The sequence below is a fragment of the Pseudomonas sp. P42 genome (genome assembly GCF_017973755.1).
Lineage (GTDB): Bacteria > Pseudomonadota > Gammaproteobacteria > Pseudomonadales > Pseudomonadaceae > Aquipseudomonas > Aquipseudomonas iridis.
The window spans coordinates 254164-271639 of the sequence record NZ_JACOPU010000003.1 but is presented as its reverse complement, the minus strand read 5'-3'; the positions used below and the strand labels follow the sequence as shown (position 1 = coordinate 271639).

General features: G+C 59.4%; 17 protein-coding genes. 5 read left to right on the top strand and 12 right to left on the bottom strand.

Annotated features, from left to right (window positions below):
* Positions 1–350: 350 nt before the first annotated feature.
* Positions 351–1547 carry a class I SAM-dependent rRNA methyltransferase gene (locus H8B20_RS10625; protein WP_210623104.1) on the bottom strand — a complete coding sequence of 399 codons (1197 nt, stop codon included), beginning with the start codon at positions 1545–1547 and terminating at the stop codon, positions 351–353.
* A 173-nt stretch (positions 1548–1720) separates the two neighbouring features.
* Entirely contained in the window at positions 1721–2260 is a 540-nt protein-coding gene (locus tag H8B20_RS10620; protein WP_042561573.1) for a type 1 glutamine amidotransferase domain-containing protein, read from the bottom strand.
* Positions 2261–2488: 228 nt separating this feature from the next.
* On the opposite strand from H8B20_RS10620, the gene H8B20_RS10615 reads away from it, so the two are divergent.
* From H8B20_RS10615 to H8B20_RS10605, 3 genes are all read left to right on the top strand, one after another.
* A complete protein-coding gene (locus H8B20_RS10615; RefSeq protein ID WP_181818492.1) occupies positions 2489–3301 on the top strand; it encodes an HDOD domain-containing protein in 813 nt (270 codons plus the stop codon).
* A gap of 12 nt (positions 3302–3313) precedes the next feature.
* Positions 3314–4126, top strand: coding sequence for a bifunctional DNA-formamidopyrimidine glycosylase/DNA-(apurinic or apyrimidinic site) lyase (gene mutM / locus H8B20_RS10610; protein ID WP_047303975.1), 813 nt, complete (start codon positions 3314–3316; stop codon positions 4124–4126).
* Between the two features lie 70 nt (positions 4127–4196).
* Positions 4197–4520: a multidrug transporter gene (locus H8B20_RS10605; protein WP_123469595.1), complete on the top strand. Its 324-nt coding sequence runs from the start codon at positions 4197–4199 to the stop codon at positions 4518–4520.
* A gap of 150 nt (positions 4521–4670) precedes the next feature.
* Here the strand turns inward: H8B20_RS10605 and H8B20_RS10600 are convergent, their stop codons facing one another.
* From H8B20_RS10600 to H8B20_RS10580, 5 genes are all read right to left on the bottom strand, one after another.
* Positions 4671–4922, bottom strand: coding sequence for a YfhL family 4Fe-4S dicluster ferredoxin (locus H8B20_RS10600; protein WP_003195146.1), 252 nt, complete (start codon positions 4920–4922; stop codon positions 4671–4673).
* A 102-nt stretch (positions 4923–5024) separates the two neighbouring features.
* Positions 5025–5504: a pantetheine-phosphate adenylyltransferase gene (coaD, locus tag H8B20_RS10595; protein ID WP_150593581.1), complete on the bottom strand. Its 480-nt coding sequence runs from the start codon at positions 5502–5504 to the stop codon at positions 5025–5027.
* A gap of 115 nt (positions 5505–5619) precedes the next feature.
* Positions 5620–7215, bottom strand: coding sequence for a GMC family oxidoreductase (locus H8B20_RS10590; protein WP_210623103.1), 1596 nt, complete (start codon positions 7213–7215; stop codon positions 5620–5622).
* Positions 7216–7306: 91 nt separating this feature from the next.
* Positions 7307–7852 carry a twin-arginine translocation pathway signal protein gene (locus tag H8B20_RS10585; RefSeq protein WP_210623102.1) on the bottom strand — a complete coding sequence of 182 codons (546 nt, stop codon included), beginning with the start codon at positions 7850–7852 and terminating at the stop codon, positions 7307–7309.
* A gap of 32 nt (positions 7853–7884) precedes the next feature.
* The gene (locus H8B20_RS10580) at positions 7885–9315 is read right to left on the bottom strand and encodes a coniferyl aldehyde dehydrogenase (protein ID WP_042561567.1); all 1431 of its coding nucleotides are present in this window, start codon (positions 9313–9315) and stop codon (positions 7885–7887) included.
* A 147-nt stretch (positions 9316–9462) separates the two neighbouring features.
* On the opposite strand from H8B20_RS10580, the gene H8B20_RS10575 reads away from it, so the two are divergent.
* Positions 9463–10134: a TetR/AcrR family transcriptional regulator gene (locus H8B20_RS10575; RefSeq protein WP_042561566.1), complete on the top strand. Its 672-nt coding sequence runs from the start codon at positions 9463–9465 to the stop codon at positions 10132–10134.
* A gap of 30 nt (positions 10135–10164) precedes the next feature.
* Positions 10165–11019, top strand: coding sequence for a sulfurtransferase (locus H8B20_RS10570; protein WP_210623101.1), 855 nt, complete (start codon positions 10165–10167; stop codon positions 11017–11019).
* Positions 11020–11079: 60 nt separating this feature from the next.
* Here H8B20_RS10570 and H8B20_RS10565 read toward each other — a convergent pair whose 3' ends face one another.
* From H8B20_RS10565 to H8B20_RS10545, 5 genes are all read right to left on the bottom strand, one after another.
* Positions 11080–12078, bottom strand: coding sequence for a hydrolase (locus H8B20_RS10565; protein ID WP_210623347.1), 999 nt, complete (start codon positions 12076–12078; stop codon positions 11080–11082).
* 263 nt (positions 12079–12341) lie between these two features.
* Positions 12342–13592, bottom strand: a complete 1251-nt coding sequence (locus tag H8B20_RS10560) for a M16 family metallopeptidase (RefSeq protein ID WP_210623100.1) — start codon at positions 13590–13592, stop codon at positions 12342–12344.
* A gap of 146 nt (positions 13593–13738) precedes the next feature.
* Positions 13739–14350: a 16S rRNA (guanine(966)-N(2))-methyltransferase RsmD gene (rsmD, locus tag H8B20_RS10555; RefSeq protein WP_042561563.1), complete on the bottom strand. Its 612-nt coding sequence runs from the start codon at positions 14348–14350 to the stop codon at positions 13739–13741.
* A complete protein-coding gene (locus H8B20_RS10550) occupies positions 14350–15840 on the bottom strand; it encodes a M16 family metallopeptidase (RefSeq protein ID WP_210623099.1) in 1491 nt (496 codons plus the stop codon). Before H8B20_RS10550 ends, rsmD begins: the two co-directional genes overlap by 1 nt.
* A complete protein-coding gene (locus H8B20_RS10545) occupies positions 15833–17188 on the bottom strand; it encodes a M16 family metallopeptidase (RefSeq protein ID WP_210623098.1) in 1356 nt (451 codons plus the stop codon). The genes H8B20_RS10550 and H8B20_RS10545 overlap by 8 nt, the downstream gene beginning before the upstream one ends.
* Positions 17189–17476 lie beyond the last annotated feature (288 nt).

The window sequence follows — 17476 nt, the reverse complement described above, 5'->3', positions numbered from 1 at the left end:
GTTTGCGATTTTGTTGGTTTCCAGAGAAATGTTTTTCATGATGTGAACTCCTTGTTCATTGATAAGCGAAGTCACCTCGTGGCGACAACTTCATAATAGTTTGTAATGGATTATTGGCAAGTGGATATTAAGTAGGAATATTCCAGTAATTTTGTCGGAGCGATCTTTAGAAAGAGATGGGCTTTGTAGGGTAAGTTTCAATAATTAAAAGGCGTAAGGAAACGTCCTGCACGTCAGTCGGACGCAAGTGTAGGAAGTCGCAATAACGAAGGTAAAAGTAGGTTGATTGGCCGTCAGATTCAGGCGTAAAGCAAACGGGGAGCCTGGTGGCTCCCCGTCATCCGCATTGATCAGCTGTTAGGCAGCAGGCGGCAGGTGATGCTCTTGATGTAGCGGGTTTCGGCGATCGCCGGGTGGACCGGGTGATCCGGGCCCTGACCACCGCGCTCCAGCAACTGGATGTTGCGGTCCAGGTGGCGGGCGCTGGTCAGCAGAATGTTTTGCAGATCGTCTTCCGGCAGGTGCATCGAGCACGAAGCGCTGACGAGAATGCCGTCCTTGTTGAGCAGGCGCATGGCTTGCTCGTTCAGACGGCGGTAGGCACCTTCGCCGTTCTTCATGTCTTTCTTGCGTTTGATGAACGCTGGCGGGTCGGCCACGATCACGTCGAAGCGTTCTTCGCTTGCCTTCAGCTCTTTCAAGGCTTCGAAGACATCACCTTCGATGCAGGTCATCTTGTCGGCGAAGCCGTTCAATGCAGCGTTGCGCTCGACCCCATCAAGGGCGAAGGCCGAGGCATCGACGCAGAATACTTCGCTGGCGCCGAATGCGGCAGCCTGCACGCCCCAGCCACCGATGTAGCTATAGAGGTCGAGTACACGCTTGCCTTTGGCATACGGCGCCAGGCGTGCGCGATTCATGCGGTGGTCATAGAACCAACCGGTTTTCTGACCCTGAATGACCGGCGCTTCGAACTTCACGCCGTTCTCTTCCAGTGCGACCCATTCCGGTACCAGACCGAATACGGTTTCGACGTAGCGGTTGAGGCCTTCGGCGTCACGCGCAGCGGAATCGTTCTTGAACAGAATGCCGCTTGGCTTGAGCACTTGGGTCAGTGCGGCGATCACGTCATCTTTATGCGCTTCCATGGTCGCCGAGGCGATCTGGACCACGAGGATGTCGCCGAAACGGTCAACGACCAGACCCGGCAGCAGGTCGGAATCACCGTACACCAGACGATAGAACGGCTTGTCGAACAGGCGATCACGCAGCGACAGCGCTACGTTGAGGCGATGCACCAGCAGGGATTTGTCCAGCATCACCTTGGTGTCGCGCGACAGCAGGCGTGCACAGATCAGGTTGTTCGGGCTCATCGCCACGATGCCCAGCGGCTTGCCACCGGCAGCTTCGAGGATCGCCTGATCGCCGGCATTGAAGTCGTGCAGTGGCGTGGCGGCTACATCGATTTCGTTGCTGTAGACCCACAGGTGACCGGCGCGCAGGCGACGGTCGGCGTTGGCTTTGAGGCGCAAGCTAGGCAGGGACATGACGTCGCTCCGGAAAAAAGAGCGGGAGTATAGCGTGTTGAGACTTGTGCCGGGTTTGGCGTGCGATGAAACGCTGGTGACGCCTTCGCGAGCAGACTTGCTCTCACATCGGGCTTGTGGTGATCACAAATCCCCTGTGGGAGCGAGATCGCTCGCGCAAGCGTTAAGGAATGCTACGCCGACAGTGCGCCGATCAACTCACGACTGAACGCCGGAATATCATCCGGCTGCCGGCTGCTGATCAAGTGGCCGTCTTTGACCACTTCCTGATCGACCCAGTTGGCGCCGGCATTCACCAGATCATCCTTTAGCGTCTTGTAGCTGGTCATGGTTTTGCCATTCACCAGCCCCGCCGAAATCAACAGCCAGCCGCCATGGCAAATCACCGCGATCGGTTTACCGGCCGAGGTGCCCGTCTTGACCAGGTGCTGGGCATCCTGGTCGATGCGGATGGTGTCCGAATTCTGTACGCCACCGGGTAATACGATCGCGTCATATTGCTCGCTGCTGGCGGCCTGGAAGGTCCGGTCGACCTTGAAGTCATCCGCCGGTTTGTCATGGTTCCAGCCTTTGACCGTGCCTTCTTCGGCCGAAAGAATGTCGACCTGAGCGCCGGCCTGTTCGAGCGCTTGCTTGGGACCTGTCAATTCAACCTGTTCGAAACCATCAGTTACCAAAAAAGCGACGCGCTTGCCGTTGAGTTGAGTAGCCATCGATAAGCTCCTGAGTCTGTGGGAATTTACCGCCTCATGGGACCGAAATGATCCGCTGGGCATTAATGAATCCGAAGCCGGCGCTTGAATGAAAGTTCCTGACAATTGCCCACTGGTGTGTCGTCCTGCGGTTTTTAGAGGGTAGAATCGCCGCCTGTCCCAGAGTGTGTACTTATGTCCCAAGAGCTGACCGCCGAACAGATCCAACAATCCCTGCAAGGCATCAGCGTGCCCGCGCAGCCGCAGATCATGGTGGATCTGCAAATGGAGCAGTACATGCCTGACCCGGACCTGGAGGTGATCGCCAAACTGATCGCCCAGGATCCTGGCCTCTCCGGCTCGCTGCTGAAAATCGTCAACTCGCCGTATTACGGCTTGAGCAACAAGATCACTTCGATCCAGCGCGCGGTGAACCTGTTGGGCAGTCGTTCGATCATCAACCTGATCAACGCGCAGTCGATCAAGGGCGAGATGAACGATGACACCATCGTCACGCTCAACCGTTTCTGGGATACCGCCCAGGACGTGGCGATGACGTGCCTGACGCTGGCCAAGCGCATCGGCACTCAGGCCGGCGACGAAGCCTACGCCTTGGGCCTGTTCCACGATTGCGGGGTGCCGTTGATGTTGCAGCGCTTCCCCAATTACATGTCGATTCTGGAAAAAGCCTACGCCCAGGCCAGTGCCGAATGCCGGGTGGTGGACACCGAAAACAACGCGTTCAACACCAACCACGCCGTGGTCGGCTACTACACGGCCAAGTCCTGGCGCCTGCCGGAACACGTGAGTGCAGCGATCGCCAACCACCACAATGCGCTGGCGATTTTCAGCGACGAGTCGTCCCGCAACAGTCAACTGAAGAACCTGCTGGCGATCCTCAAGATGGCCGAGCACATCTGCGCGTCCTATCGGGTACTGGGCAACCAGACCGAAGATTTCGAATGGAACGCGGTCGGCCCGTTGGTGCTTGATTATGTCGGCCTGTCGGAATACGACTTCGAATCCCTAAAACAAACGATCCGCGACCTCGGCGCGCATTGATTCGAGGACGCCATGCCTGAATTGCCGGAAGTCGAAACCACCCGCCGGGGCATTGCTCCGCATCTGGAAGGCCAGCGCGTCAGCCGTGTGATCGTGCGCGACCGCCGTCTGCGCTGGCCGATCCCCGAAGACCTCGATGTGCGCCTGTCGGGCCAGCGCATCGTGCTGGTCGAGCGGCGGGCCAAGTATCTGCTGATCAATGCAGAAGTCGGCACGTTGATCAGCCATCTGGGCATGTCGGGTAATTTGCGCCTGGTCGAGGTCGGGTTGCCGGCGCTCAAGCATGAGCATGTCGATATCGAGCTGGAATCCGGTTTGGCCCTGCGCTACACCGATCCGCGGCGTTTCGGCGCAATGCTTTGGAGTACCGACCCACTCAATCACGAATTGCTGATTCGCCTCGGGCCGGAGCCGTTGACCGATCTTTTTGACGGTGAGCGGTTGTTTAAGCTGTCGCGGGGACGCTCCATGGCGGTCAAGCCGTTCATCATGGACAACGCGGTGGTGGTCGGGGTCGGCAATATCTATGCGACCGAAGCGCTGTTCGCTGCCGGGATTGATCCACGTCGCGAGGCCGGGGGCATTTCCCGGACGCGTTATCTGAAACTGGCGATCGAGATCAAGCGCATCCTTGCCGCCGCCATCGAGCGTGGCGGCACCACGTTGCGTGATTTTATCGGCGGCGACGGGCAACCGGGATATTTCCAGCAGGAGCTGTTTGTCTATGGCCGTGGTGGTGAACACTGCAAGGTCTGCGGCACCGGGCTGCGCGAAGTGAAGCTTGGCCAGCGCGCCAGTGTTTTCTGCCCGCGCTGTCAGAGCTGAGGCAAACCGTTCGAAAGCATCCTACGGTCTATAGTGAGTTGTCTCACTGCCTAGCCCGAAGGATCGTGCCATGAAATCCCTGCAAGTCCTCTGTGCCGCACTGCTGCTGTGTTCCAGTCTGGCTGTCCAGGCCACGGAAACCGGCAGCGGTGATCCGCGTTACACCATCCAGAACCCACCGGCCTACGCCATGCTTGGCGACTTGCTGATCGCCCGACCTTTGCTGGTGGTGGCGACGGTGATCGGTGCGGGGGCGTTTGTGGTGTCGTTGCCGTTTACCGCGCTGGGTGGCGGAATTGGCGAGGCAGGGCAGGCGCTGGTGGTTGATCCGGCGAGGGCAGCGTTTGTGCGGTGTCTGGGGTGTGTCGGGGAGGGTTTTGAGCAGCGCGAGTGAGCTGATCCGGGTTTTGCGGTGTTGCCGATGGGCTCATCGCGGGCAAGCCCGCTCCCACAAGGTTTTGGTGTTCACACAATTTTTGTCCCACCACAGAACCCTGTGGGAGCGGGCTTGCCCGCGATGGCGTCGCCAGCGGCGCTGAAGAACTCAGGCCTTGCCGGTGATCTTGCGGTACTTCTCCATCAACTGTTCTTCAGTCTCCGGATGCGCTTCGTCCAATGGAATGCAATCCACCGGGCAGACCTGCTGGCACTGCGGTTCGTCGTAGTGGCCGACGCACTGGGTGCACAGATTCGGGTCGATCACGTAGATCTCTTCGCCTTGGGAAATGGCGGCGTTCGGGCACTCGGGTTCGCAGACGTCGCAGTTGATGCAATCGTCGGTGATGATCAGGGACATGCTAACTCCAGCCGGGGCGGTAGGCCCGGGCGCTATAAACCAATGCGCGCAATTGTGCCGCATTGGCGCCCGCAGTGCACGCGGGCGCCGTTTGAACGGTCGTTACTTCTTGAAGCGCAAGGTCAGGGCATCGGCCACGGCCGGGTGAACGAACTTGCTGATATCGCCACCCAGCGCGGCGATTTCCCGCACCAGCGTCGAGGAAATGAACGAATAACGCTCGGACGGGGTAAGAAACAGGCTCTCCACATCCGGCGCCAACTGGCGGTTCATGTTGGCCAGCTGGAACTCGTATTCGAAGTCCGACACTGCGCGCAAACCACGCAGGAAGACATTGGCGTTCTGCTCTTTGGCGAAGTGCGCCAGCAGCGTCGCGAAACCGACCACTTCCACGTTCGGCAGGTGTTTGGTGACCTCACGAGCCAGTTCTACTCGTTGTTCCAGCGGGAACAGCGGGTTCTTCTTGGGGCTGGCGGCGACCGCAATGATCACGTGATCGAACAGGCGCGAGGCGCGTTCGACCAGATCGCCATGGCCCTTGGTAATAGGGTCGAAGGTACCTGGGTACAACACTCGGTTCATCGCGTCGTCCTGGCGGGAGTCCGTTGGGGAGTCGGATGGTATCGCAGCCGTCCCGGTCGGCCAAGTCGCCTGTTGGGTAAGAAAGCACTATAGACGATCGGAATATCCTGCTTTTTCACGGATTTTTCAGCCGATCGACGAGGGAAGTGGCCAATTGTGCAGTCAGGCCGTACACCGACAATTGCGGGTTGGCGCCAATGCTGGTGGGGAATAGCGAGCCGTCATGAATCGACAGATTGCTCAGTTGATGATGGCGGCCAAGGCTATCGGTGACCGCGGTTTTCGGATCTTCACCCATCGCGCAGCCGCCCATGACGTGGGCGCTGCCCAGCCGTGTGCGATACAACTCAAGGCTTAAACCATCGATCAGGCTGCGCGCCTCGGCCAGCGTCTTCACGTAACGCGCGTCGGCGTGCATTGGCATCACCGCTTTGGCGCCACCGGCGAACTGGATCTCGGCCATGTTGTGGAACGCGCGGCGCAAGCCTTCCCAGGCGTAAGGCGAAACCTGATAGTCGAGCACCGGCGAGCCGTCGCCGCGCAACTCGACATTGCCGCCCGGGCTGTCCGGGTGAAAACCGTCGCGCAATAACGCCAGCATCGCGTGGGTGTGTGGGAGATCGGCCATGTGCTGCGCGCTCTCCTGACCAAATCCGCCCAGCAGCGTGGCCGCCAGCGCCGGGTGCAGTGGCGGCACTTCCAGTTTGTAGCCTATCGGCCCGGTGACACCGTTCTTCCATTGGAAGTGGTCGGAGTAGATCGATTGCGGCGCACCGTAAAAAGGGTTGATCACCTCGTCGAAGCGTCCGGCGGACATGTTCACCAAGTGCAGAAACGTGCGTTTGCCCACTCGCTGATGCGGATCCGGTGCGTCGGAGCGCAGCAGCAGGGCCGGACTGTTGATACCACCGCCGGCCAATATGTAATGCCGCGCCTTGACGGTGATTTTGCGTCCGGTCGGCTCGACGCAGCGCTCATCCATGGCCACGCAATGCAGGCTGGTCACTTTGTCGCCTTTGATCAGCAGCTTTTCCGCGCGGGCGAGGTACAGCAGTTCGCCGCCCTTTTCCAGGGTGGCCGGAATGGTCGTGACCATCATCGATTGCTTGGCGTTGGTCGGGCAGCCCATACCGCAGTAGCCGAGGTTCCAGCAGCCGCGCACATTGCGCGGAATCACGTGCCAGCTATAGCCGAGTTGCTCGCAGCCTTTGCGGATGACGTCGTTGTTGGGGTTCGGTGGAACCATCCACGGCGCGACGCCGAGGCGCTGCTCCATTTTTTCGAACCATGGCGCCATGTCGGCAGGGCTGTGGCCCTTGACGTTGTGCTCGGTGGCCCAGTGTTCGAGGGTTGGCTCTGGCGTGCGGAAGCTCGATGTCCAGTTGATCAGCGTCGTGCCGCCGACCGCGCGGCCCTGCAGGATGGTGATCGCGCCGTCCTTGCTCATGCGGCCGATGCCTTCCTGATAGAGGCTGCTGTAGGCCTTGTCTTCGAGCATTTTGAAGTCGGAGCTGGTTTTCAGCGGGCCTTCTTCGATCAGCAGCACTTTATAGCCGGCGGCGCTGAGGATTTCTGCGGTGGTACCGCCACCGGCACCGCTGCCGATGATCGCGACATCGGCCTCAAGGGTCAGATCATCGGCCAGTTGCGCGCCATTGTAGGTTTTCCAGCCTCGGGCGAGGCCTTCGCGGAAGGGGTCGGGTACGGGCATCGATCAGGCTCTCTTTATTATTTTTTGATTCGACTGTGCGGCGACTGACGCTATCGCGGGCAAGCCCGCTCCCACAGGTCTCGCGTGATGTTCAGACCGTGGGCGGGCCGGGATAACCGCAGTGCGCCCAGGATTCGCCGCGGTTGTACCAGGCCATCAGCACCATCTGCTGCAAAGAGCTGTGGCCCATGCGCAGCAGACTCAACGAGCTGTTTTCCCAGCGATCAAGAAAGCTGCGCATTGCGTCGGGACTGGCGTTTTCCCAGCTGCCCCAGATCCCGGTGAGCGGCCCGCGCGTCACGGTCATGCCCAGCACGTCGAACAACTGTCGAGTGAGTTTGAGCATTTCCGGCGACAGGTGATCGAGGCTGTAATCCAGCGACTTGAGAGTGCCAGCCACCGCGTCCGGCATTTTCTCTGGAGCCGCGGCGCCATCGAGCATCACCGGAATCAGTGCGCGCAGAAACAGCAGGTCGCCGTCGCGTAACGAGACGAAGCCATTGGCCGCGACGCTCGACGAGCAGCCGCTGAGGCTAGCGCCGAGTCCGGCGGTGGCGAGAAATGCCGTGGCGCCGAGGCTGAATTTCAGCAGGCCACGGCGCGACAGTGCAGGTGTATCGGTCAGGATTGGGTGCATTGTTTTTATTACCCGGCGGCGATGACGAATGTTTAGCGGATGAACAGCTTCTGGATCAGCTTCTGAATCGATTTTCCATAAGGCGGGTAAATCAGTCGGGCCGCATTGAAGCGCTGTTTAATCAGCACCCCTTTGGCTTTGCTGAAGGTCAGGAACCCTTCGTGACCATGGTAATGGCCCATCCCCGACGCGCCGATGCCGCCGAAGGGCATGTCGTCCTGCGCCACATGCAGCAACGTGTCGTTCAGGCACACGCCGCCGGAATGGGTTTCGTGCAGCACGCGGTTCTGTTCGCGTTTGTCGTAGCCAAAATAGTAAAGAGCCAGAGGTCGAGGCCGCTGATTGATGTAAGCGAATGCCTGCTCCAGATCTCGATACGGCACGATCGGCAACAGCGGGCCGAAGATTTCATCCTGCATCACCGTCATTTCGTCGCTGACATTCAACAACACACTGTGCGGCATGCGCCGGCCCTGACCCTGATCGAACAGCGGAATCAGCAGTGCGCCCTTGCTGGTGGCATCACTGACGTAACTGTTGAGTCGGGCCAATTGGCGTTCGTTGATGATCGCGGTGTAGTCCGGGTTGTCGGTGAGGGTCGGATAAAAACCCTGCACGGCCTGGCGATAGGCTTCGACGAAGCCGCCGACCCGATCTTCCGGCACCAGCACGTAATCGGGGGCGACGCAGGTCTGCCCGGCGTTGAGGGTTTTACCGAAGGCGATGCGTTCGGCGGCATCCTTGAGCGGCACATCACGGGAGACGATGGCGGGGGATTTGCCGCCCAGTTCCAGCGTCACGGGCGTGAGGTTTTCTGCTGCGGCGCGCATGACGTGCTTACCGATGCTGGTGGCACCGGTGAACAGCAGATGATCGAAGCGCAGACGGGAAAACGCCACGCCGATGTCAGCTTCGCCAAGCACCACACAGACCAGATCTTCGGGGAAGATCCGCGCCAGCAGTTCCTTGAGCAACAGGCCAGTGGCCGGGGTCGATTCACTGAGTTTGAGCATCACCCGGTTGCCCGCCGCCAACGCGCCGACCAGTGGGCCGATGGCCAGATACAGCGGGTAATTCCACGGCACGATGACGCCGATCACGCCCAGCGGCTGGTAAACCACTTTCGCCGAGGCTGGCTGGAAAGCCATGCCGACCTTGCGTCGCGAGTCTTTCATCCAGCCTCTGAGATGGCGACTGGCGTAGTGAATGCCATGCAGGCTCGGCATCAATTCGGCAAGCAGCGTTTCATCGGCGCTGCGATGGCTGAAATCGGCACTGATTGCCTCGATCAAGGCCTGACGCTCGTTGCTGAGCAAATCGCGCAGAGCCTTGAGCCATTGCTGACGCTGGGCAGCAGGTGGCATCGGGTTGGCGGCGTACGCGGCCCTTTGCGCATTGAACTGCCGATCAAGTGCTTGCAGTGGCTCTTGTAGCGTTTGCAGGTAGGCAATATCGGCAGTCATGGTCGGCTCCGGATTTATTATAATGAGGCACTTTTTAGAGTCTATGCTCTAGAAAGTCAAATGACTTCCATGCACAGCAGTGTTTTATCCATTTCCGGTTAGGTCGTAAGATGCTCCTCAACGCACTCTGAATTAAAGCTCAAGCCCATGGCCCCACGAATAAAAACCAGCGAGCGTATCGTGCTGAACAGTCTCGAGCTGTTCAATCAACAGGGCGAGCGCAGCATCAGCACCAATCACATCGCCGCCCATATGGAGATTTCTCCGGGCAACCTCTACTACCACTTCCCCAACAAGCAGGCGATCATCGCCGTGTTGTTCAGTGAGTACGAGAGCCTTGTCGACAGCTTCCTGCGCCCGCCGCAGGGGCGCGCCGCGACCGTCGAAGACAAGCGTTTCTATCTCAAGGAGCTGCTCTCGGCGATGTGGCGATATCGCTTTCTGCACCGCGACCTCGAGCATCTGCTCGACAGCGACCCGGAGCTGGCCGCGCGCTATCGGCGTTTTTCCCAGCGCTGCTTGATCCAGGGCGGGGCGATCTACGAAGGTTTTGTTGCCGCCGGGATCCTCGACATGGATCGCGTGCAGATCGAATCCCTGACCCTCAATGCCTGGATCATCCTGACGTCCTGGGTGCGCTTTCTGTGCACTACTCGGGAAAACTCCAATCACCTCAGCGAGCAAGCCATCAAGCGTGGCGTGTATCAGGTGCTGGTACTGGAGGCCGGGTTTGTCACCGAGCAGGCACGTGAAGAGGTCAATGCGCTGTTCGAGGAGTTTTACGTGCCGCTGGCCCAGGCCCTCGATGACGTGAAGTAAACCGTTTCGTTGAATTCACAGGAGCCCGTTATGCCGATTGCGCAACTGATCAGTCCCAACGCACTGGATGCCCGCAGGGAACAGCCGGGGCTGGTGATTCTCGATTGTCGTTTTGCCCTCGATGACCCGGATTACGGTCAGCGCAGTTATGCCGAGGGGCACATTGCCGGGGCGGGCTTTGCCGATCTGGAGCGCGACCTCAGTGGCAAAGTGGTCAAAGGCGTGACCGGGCGTCATCCTTTGCCCGAGCCGACAGCGCTGGTCGAGCGCCTGCAAGCCTGGGGCATCAATGCCGACAGCGACGTGGTTTTGTATGACGACGGCCCCGGTGCCTACGCGGCGCGTGCCTGGTGGTTGCTGGCGTGGCTGGGCAAGCGCGACGGCGTGTTCATTCTCGATGGCGGGCTCAAGGCCTGGCATGCGGCGGGTCTGCCGCTGAGTCTGGATGCGCCGACTCTCTCGCCTGGTCATTTCAGTGGTCAGCCGGACATGAGCCTGCTGCTCAGTGCCGAGCAATTACAACAACGCCTCGGTCAACCCGCGTTGACCCTGATCGATGCGCGGGCCCTGCCGCGTTTCAAGGGCGAAGTGGAACCGATCGACCCGATCGCCGGGCACATTCCCGGCGCGCAATGCGCGGCGTTCACCGACAACCTGGGCAGTGATGGGCGATTCCTGCCGGCCGATCAGCTTAAACAGCGCTTTGCCGCGAAGCTTGGTGAGCGCTCGCCGTCGGAACTGGTCGCCTATTGCGGCTCAGGCGTGACGGCGTGTCACAACCTGTTTGCGCTGTGTCTGGCCGGGTATCCATTGGCTTCGCTGTATGCCGGGTCCTGGAGTGAGTGGATCAACGAGCCTTCGCGCGGCATTGCCACCGGCGAATAAGCTCAAAAGATCACCGTCGGCGGTGCGGTTTGCCAGAAAGGGATCGACTGCCTTGATCGATCAAGACGTAAGGCGCGCCAGCCACTGCGGGATGCGCCGTTCAAGGTAGTAATCCGGTCGGCGAAGCGTGCCATCGACAAAACCGACGTGGCCACCCTTGGGCTGCAATTCGAACTGCGTGCAGGCAGACAACTCTTCAGCGCTCGGCAAGCTGTGAGGGAAGACGAAAGGATCGTCCGCTGCCTGGATAATTAATGTCGGCGTACGAATCTCGCCAAGAAAGTAGCGGCTCGATGCACGGCGGTAGTAATCGTGCGCATCGGTAAATCCGTGCAGCGGCGCCGTCACCCGGCCATCGAAATCCCAGAATGTGCGCATGTTTTCCAGTGAGCCGAGCGCGGCCAGCTCCGCCAGGCTGTCTTCGCGGCCATCGTGCTGAAACTGCCGTTGCTTGTTCTTGATGTAGCCGACCATCTCGCGCATGAAATGCGCCTGATAGATCTTCGAAAAGCCTTGTCCGATACGGTCGGCGCATTGGTCGAGCCGAAACGGTACCGACACCGCCACGGCACCGATTACGCCGCTGGCGCTGCCGGTTTCGCCCAAGTGCTTGAGCAGCACGTTGCCCCCCAGTGAATAGCCGACGGCATACAGCGGCGCCAGTGGTCGCTTGGCGCGCAGGTGCCGAATGGCTTCGGCGAGGTCTTCGCTGGCACCGGAGTGATAGCTGCGCGACAACAGATTCGGCTCGCCCGAACAGCCACGCCAGTTGAGCGCGACACTGGCCCAGCCTTGAGCGCCCAGCACTTTTTGCAGGCCGGCGACATAAGGCGAATTGGACGAACCGGTCAGGCCGTGCAACACCAGCACCAATGGCGCATCGGCGCTGTGCGGGCCGTGCCAGTCGAGGTCGAGGAAGTCACCGTCTGCAAGCCACAAGCGTTCACGTTCGCGGTCCAGGTGGGTGGTTTTGCGCCAGAGCGGTCCCCACAAGGTTTGCAAGTGCGGGTTGCCGAGGCCGAAGGCTGGCGTAAAACGGGGGCTTGATGTTGGGTTCAGTGACGGCACGGCAACTCTCGACAGGTCTTGCGCAAAGCGGCGGGCGTATCAGGCGCTGACGCTTTCAATGAAAGAACCTAACTTGCCACAAAGCCTGTTTCGACGCGACATCACCCTTACGGTTACCAGGCGCCACCGATCAGCAGACCGGTGGCGTTTCACTGTTTCATTTATTGCTTGAGCGTCAGGCACTGCATTGCTTGACGCTGCTAGTGAGCGGTTTAAAAAAACCGAACCGCTACAGTCGCAGACTGTTTAAAGCGTTACTTCGGTTTTGTTCCGATCGGCAATGCACAAACGACGGTGACATTTTCGCGGGTGAGGTAGGCGTTGGCTGCAACATGAACGTCCTCAGGGGTGATGCTGCGCAACAGCCCGACTTTATCGTCAAGCAACTGCAAAGGCTGACCTGATCCATACAAATAGGAGAGCGCTTCTGCCTGGTGCTCTAGTGAGCTGTTCCAGACTTGAGGCAGCGAACAGGCTTTGTTGACGGCGGAGTCGATCTCTTCAGGAGAGAAAGGGGAACGCTTCACTTCATCCAGAAACTTCCAGAAGTTCTCTTCGGCTTCCTGTGGGTCGCCGTGGATATAAAAAGCAAGGCCGAGAATTGTATTGCCTTGATTGTCTCCAATGAACCTCGGTACAACTCCACTCCGCTTTTCCTGGAGTGCGGCCAAACGTGGGAGGGTATCGCCTTCAAGCAAGGAGCCTAATACTTCCAGTTCATACGCCAGCGGTGTATTGAATATGAAGATCATCATGGCGTACTTGGGGTGTTGAGTATCCAGATACTGCGTTATCCGGCGATAGCCGGGCGCTGCCGGAACTTGCACCGCAGATCTGAACGAAGGCTCACCTCGGGGGATATCTGCGAAGTGGCGTTCGACCAAGCGCCGGGCTTCTTCAATTCCAATATCGCCAGTGATTGCCAGCTGTGCGTTGTCGGGGCAGTGCCGACTCCGCCGCAAGTTACGTATGCGATCGGGAGACAATCGTTCAAGGTTGGCCGAAACCGCCTGATGGGATCTGTAGTGCCTGCTGCCTGCGTACGCCAGGCATTCGATTTCTGGGCTGTACCATATCGGTGATAAGAAGAGGGATTCCTTCTTGTTCCTGTCTCTGGTGATATTCAGAGCATTTTGCAGCGATTCGTCCGGCAGATCGGTTGTCATCAGCTTCGACTGGAGCTTGAGCGCGCTTTCCAAGTGTTCTACCGGTACCAATAACGAGTCAGTCAGTTGGCCAGAGCCAGGGGAATCGCCGTAACGGAACCGAGTACCTTCGCTTTCTGTAATGAAGGCCTCGTAATCGTTTTTAAGATATCGCAGTGCACGCAGTAGCACGTTGCCCGTCCCGAACTCTTCAGGGCGCTCGTCACCGCGGCTGGCGAAAGTCAGTGTTAGTGCAACTTGAGGTGTTCGGTGATCTTCTCGCACTACAACTTTCAAGCCATTGTCGAGCGTGAATTCATGAAGCGGATTAGGGGTGTATTCGAGGGTAGATGTATTCATCCAAGTTTCATCCATGATGTTTAGGCGACTAATTTCGCTTGCACAAGATGGATGAAACAGAGGGCTCTCGCTATTGCTGAACTATTGCAACTTAATTAAAACCCGAGTTGGAAACTCGGGCAGTCAAGTTGCCTGCTCAAGCGTGTTCAAGCGATTGTTTCTGCCAGGCGATGCCACAACGCGTAATACACGCGACCGGATTTCTGCTCGCGATGCAGACGCCAGTTTTGCGGCAGGCCGAGGGTCGATGGGGCGCTTTCGCTTTCGGTGTAAACCCAGGCGTCATCGGCCAGCCACTGGCGCTCTTCGAGCAGCGTGCACACGGTGGGCAGCAGGTTCTGGTTGAACGGTGGGTCGAGGAACACCAGGTCGTACGCGGTGGCAGTTTGCGTTTCCAGATAGCGCAGGGCGTCGGCCGTTTGTACCTGACCGTTGGTGCAGCGCAGGGTGCCGAGGTGTTCCTTGAGGCTTGAAACGGCGATATTGCTGGCGTCCAGCGCCTGGCCCATGGCGGCGCCACGGGACAGTGCTTCGAGAAACAGCGCGCCGCTGCCGGCGAACGGATCGAATACCTTGGCCCCCTCAACGTAAGGCGCGAGCCAGTTGAACAGGGTCTCACGCACGCGGTCCGGCGTTGGGCGCAGACCCGGCGCATCGGGGAAGCTCAGCTTGCGGCTGCCCCATTCACCACCAATGATGCGCAGTTGATTCACGCCGTTGTGCACGTTGTGAACAGGTTTTTTTGGACGAGTAGCCATTAATGCTCCGGAACCCCGAGCGGTTGCTCGGCAGGTTTATCAGATGGGGCCGGTAACGGCTTTTGCGGCACGGTCGGGCCAGCGGTGACGATGACCATTTTGTCCGTGCTCAAGTGTTTGTTCAGTGCGTTGCGGACCTGTTCTACGGTCAGGCTCTGGGACTGACGCATAAAGTCATCCAGATAGCTCAACGGCAGATTATAGAAGCCCATGGCACCGAGTTGGCCAACAATGTCGGCGTTGCTCGCAGTGGACAGCGGGAAGCTGCCGGCCAGTTCGCGTTTGGCGTCGTCGAGTTCTTTCTGGGTCGGGCCGGTTTTCAGGTAGTCGGCGAGCACATCCTGCACCAGTTTCAGAGTGCCTTCGCTCATTTCAGCGCGGGTCTGCAGGTTGATCAGGAACGGGCCGCGAACCTGCATCGGGCTAAATCCGGAATACACGCCATAGGCCAGCCCGCGTTTCTCGCGAACTTCGCTCATCAGCCGGGTGCCGAAACCACCGCCGCCGAGTATCTGGTTACCCATCGACAATGCCGCGTAGTCCGGGTCATCACGATCGATGCCCAACTGCGCGATCATCAGGTTGGTCTGCTTCGATGGGAATTCGATGTGACCGACGCTGGCTTGCGGTTCCTGTGGCTGGGCGATTTTCGCCATTGCCGGGCCTTTCGGCAGGGCCGCGGACACCTGATTGGCAATCGCCTCGGCGTCAGCGCGGGACAGGTCACCGACCAGCGCGATCACCACGTTGCCGGCAGCGTAGGCTTTGGCGTGGAATTCACGCAGTTGCGCGAGGGTGATCTTCGGTACGCTCTGCTCGTTGCCGTCGCTCGAATGTGCGTACGGGTGATCGCCATACAGGCGCTTCATCAGCTCCAGGCTGGCCAGTTTGCCGGGGTTCTGTTTCTGGTATTCGAATCCGGCGAGCATCTGATTCTTGATGCGCGCGAGCGAGTCGGCAGGGAAAGTCGGTTTGCCGACGACTTCCGAGAACAGTCTCAATGCCGGTTCGCGCTGGTCAGCGGCGCTCAGACTGCGCAGCGAAGCCAGCGCCATGTCCTTGAAAGCACCATTGCCGAAATCCGCGCCGAGGCCTTCGAAACCTTGGGCAATAGCACCGACGTCCTTGCCGGCCACGCCTTCATTGAGCATCGCGTTGGTCAGCACCGCCAGACCCGGCGCGTTGCCGTCCTGACTGCTGCCGGCGGCGAAGATCAGACGCATGTCGAACATCGGCAGCTCGTGGGCTTCGACGAACAGCACCTTGGCGCCTTCGGCGGTGTTCCAGGTTTGCACGTCGAGTTTGCGGCTAGCCGGGGCCTTGCCGTCGAGTTCGGCCAGCGATTGCAGCTTCTGCGCGGACTTGGCGTTGTCCAGTGCTTCGCTCGCCTTGCTGTCAGCGCCTGGCGACAGATAGAAAGCAGTGGCACCGATCACCGCGACAGCGATCAGACCAAGCAACAACAGGCGTGGGGTTTTGCGCTCACTCATGAGTCGTCTCCAGTGGCAGTACGTGGGCGACGCTGAGACGTTCGCGGGTGAAATACAGCTTGGCGGCGTTCTGGATGTCTTGCGGGGTGACGCTCTCCAGATCGGCCAGTTCGGTGTCCATCAGTTTCCACGACAGGCCGACGGTCTCAAGCTGACCGATGGCCGTGGCTTGGCTGGTGATCGAGTCACGCTCGTAGACCAGGCCGGCAATCACTTGCGCACGCACGCGCTCCAGTTCTTCGGCGGACGGCGCGGTGGTTTTCAACTCTTCCAGCAGCTTCCACAAACCGGCCTCGGCTTGCGCCATGGTCTTTTTCTTCTGCGTGTTGGGCGTGGCCGAGAGGGTGAACAGGCTGTCGCCGCGAGTGTAGGCGTCGTAGCTCGACGAGCCGCCGGACACCAGCTCTTCACCGCGCTCCAGTTGGGTCGGAATGCGCCCGCTGTAACCGCCATCGAGCAGCGCCGAAATCAACCGCAGCGCGTTAACCGAACGTTTGTCTTCGGCAGTGGCGATGCTCGGCACGTTGAAGCCGAGCATCAGGCTAGGCAGTTGTGTCTGCACATGCAGGGTGATCTTGCGCTCGCCGGGCTCGGCCAGTTCCAGCGGTTGTTTCGCCGGCGGTACGTCGCGTTTGGCGATTGGGCCGAAGTAGCGTTGGGCGAGGGTTTTGACTTCGTCCGGGGTGACGTCGCCGACGACCACCAACGTGGCGTTGTTCGGCACGTACCAGGATTGATACCAGTGGCGCAGCTCTTCAACCTTCATCCGGTCAAGGTCAGCCATCCAGCCGATTGTCGGCGTGTGATAGCCGCTTGCCGGGTAAGCCATCGCCTTGTAACGCTCGTAAGCCTTGGACATCGGCTTGTCATCGGTGCGCAGACGGCGCTCTTCCTTGATGACTTCGATTTCCTTGGCGAACTCGTCGGCCGGCAGGCGCAGGTTGGCCATGCGATCGGCTTCCAGTTCGAAGGCCACGCCCAGACGGTCGCGCGCCAGCACCTGGTAATAAGCGGTGAAGTCATCGCTGGTGAACGCGTTCTCTTCGGCACCGAGGTCGCGCAGGATCAGCGAGGCTTCGCCGGGGCCGACTTTCTCGCTGCCCTTGAACATCATGTGCTCAAGCGCGTGAGACAGACCGGTCTGGCCCGGGGTTTCGTAGCTGGAGCCGACCTTGTACCAGACCTGCGACACCACCACCGGCGCGCGATGGTCTTCGCGCACGACGACCTTCAGGCCGTTGTCGAGGGTGAATTCGTGGGTCGGTTGCGGGTCGGCCGCCAGGGCCGAAAGGGGCAGGCAGACTGTGCTGAACAGCAGGCCTGCAGCGCGGCGGGCTAGAGCATTCATTCGTTTTTTAACCTGTTGAGCTGCCCGCTTGGTCTTAGCGTCGGCGGGCGAGGAGGTGCTAGGATACTGATCCGTTTTACCGGCGACCACGCCTATCAGGTTTTCAGGCCTGATGCGGCTGTATAGGTTGGCGGCAGAAAGCAGCGGTTTATCGACTAGACTTCGCTTTTTCGCCGATTTTTCCGGTTTAGTCCTTCGTTAATACGAATCTTTGGGGTGCCGCTGGCGCCTCGACAAAATGTTGCGCGTGAACAAGCTGGGTGAAACACAGTCTGTTCTGCATCGAAT